This is a genomic window from Cellulomonas algicola, from assembly GCF_003851725.1.
GTDB classification, from domain to species: Bacteria; Actinomycetota; Actinomycetes; order Actinomycetales; family Cellulomonadaceae; genus Cellulomonas; species Cellulomonas algicola.
Genome location: NZ_BHYL01000455.1, coordinates 1 through 1,576, shown reverse-complemented (window position 1 = coordinate 1,576; position 1,576 = coordinate 1). Strand labels below are relative to the sequence as shown.

The 1,576-nt window shown below is 76.9% G+C and carries 2 protein-coding genes; one reads left to right on the top strand and one right to left on the bottom strand.

Annotated elements, in window-relative coordinates:
• The first annotated feature begins 148 nt into the window (after nt 1-148).
• Nucleotides 149-742, top strand: coding sequence for a GDSL-type esterase/lipase family protein (locus CTKZ_RS20775; RefSeq protein WP_124344674.1), 594 nt, complete (start codon nt 149-151; stop codon nt 740-742).
• Between the two features lie 85 nt (nt 743-827).
• Here the strand turns inward: CTKZ_RS20775 and CTKZ_RS20770 are convergent, their stop codons facing one another.
• Nucleotides 828-1,436, bottom strand: coding sequence for a PadR family transcriptional regulator (locus CTKZ_RS20770; RefSeq protein ID WP_124344675.1), 609 nt, complete (start codon nt 1,434-1,436; stop codon nt 828-830).
• Between the last annotated feature and the right edge of the window lie 140 nt (nt 1,437-1,576).

Below are 1,576 nucleotides of genomic sequence, written 5' to 3'. Positions count from 1 at the left end.
CCGGGGGCCCCCCCCCCGCGACCGTCGACCACCCCCCACCCCGTCGGGCGACAGGCCCACCGATGAGCCGCGTCCGGCGCCCCCGCCCTGAGAGACTGTCCGCGGGACGGTGCCGCAGGCGCCGCACGACGGCGAAGGCGAGGGCACGGTGGGCGAGCTGCGGCTGGCGGTGGTCGGTGACGAGCTGGCCGCCGGCGTCGGCGACCCGAAGGGGCTCGGCTGGGTCGGTCGCGTCGTCGCCCGCACCCCCACCCCGGAGCCGCTGACCGCCCTCACGCTCGCCGTCCCGGGCGAGACGACGTCCGGGCTCGGCGCCCGCTGGGAGGACGAGGTCGGCCGCCGGCTCTCCGCCGACGCCGACAACCGCCTCGTCGTGGCGCTCGGCCGCGCCGACGTCGACGCGGGCCTGTCGCTCGCGCGCTCCCGGCTCAACCTCGCCAACATCCTCGACGTCGCCGAGCAGCGCCGGATCCCCGCGTTCGTCGTCGGCCCTCCCCCGGGCTCGACGGCGGACGCCGAGAAGCTGGCCGACCTGTCGGCCGCGTTCGCCGACGTCGCGACCCGCCGCCGCGTGCCGTACGTCGACACGTTCACGCCGCTCGCGGCCCACGACCAGTGGCTGGGCGACCTCGCCGCGGGCAACGGCGTGCTCCCCGGTCAGGCCGGGTACGGCCTCATCGCCTGGCTCGTCCTGCACACGGGCTGGCACGCCTGGCTCGGGCTGCCGGACGACGCGGCCTGACGCCCCTTCCGGCGCGCCTCACGCGCGACATCCGCTCCGCGCGACGACGCCCGCACCCCTCGACGGGTGCGGGCGTCGCTGCTGCTCAGCGCAGCGTCTGGCGGACCGCGGCGAGCGCGGTGTCGAGGACGGTCCGCAGCGTGTCGACCGTGAGCTGCTCGACCTTCCCCCCGGCGTCCGCCCGGCGCAGGTCGGCGCGCAGCTCGTCCCGGAAGCGACCGAGCATCGCCTCGGCGTCGGTGCGCCGCACGTGCGAGGCCGCGTGCGCGTCGGTCGGCGCGGGCGGCTGGTGCTGCACGGCCGTGGCGCGGGCTTGCTGCGCGGCGGCGGCGAGGTCGGCGCGCAGCCCGCGCATCTCCCCCCGGACGTCGGCGCGCACCGATGCGGCACGGTCGCGCACGGTGTCGGCGATGCCCTCCTCGAGGTCGGCGAGGTCGGCCTCGCGCGCGGCGAGCTCGGCCCGCCCGGCGTCGGTCAGCGAGTAGGTGCTCTTGCGCTCCTGGTCGACGCGGACGACCAGGCCCTCCTCCTCGAGCCGGGCGAGGCGGGGGTAGATCGTGCCGGCGCTCGGACGGTAGGTGCCGCCGAACCGGTCGGAGAGCGCGGTGATGAGCTCGTACCCGTGCTTGGGCCCGGACTCCAGCAGGGACAGCAGGTAGAGCCGCAGCTGCCCGTGCGCGAACACGGGAGCCATCATCGTGCGGCCCCGCGCAGCACCGTGATGTGGCCGGAGACCGAGCTCGCCTGCACGAAGCACGCGCCGTCGCCGGTGCGCAGGTCGACCTTGCGCTGGCCCGGCATCGAGCCCTTGTACTCCTCGTCGTCGACGACGAG

Bases quoted from the DNA above. Each gene is read 5' to 3' on its own strand.
- CTKZ_RS20770 (WP_124344675.1), bottom strand. From the start codon at position 1,436: ATGGCTCCCGTGTTCGCGCACGGGCAGCTGCGGCTCTACCTGCTGTCC.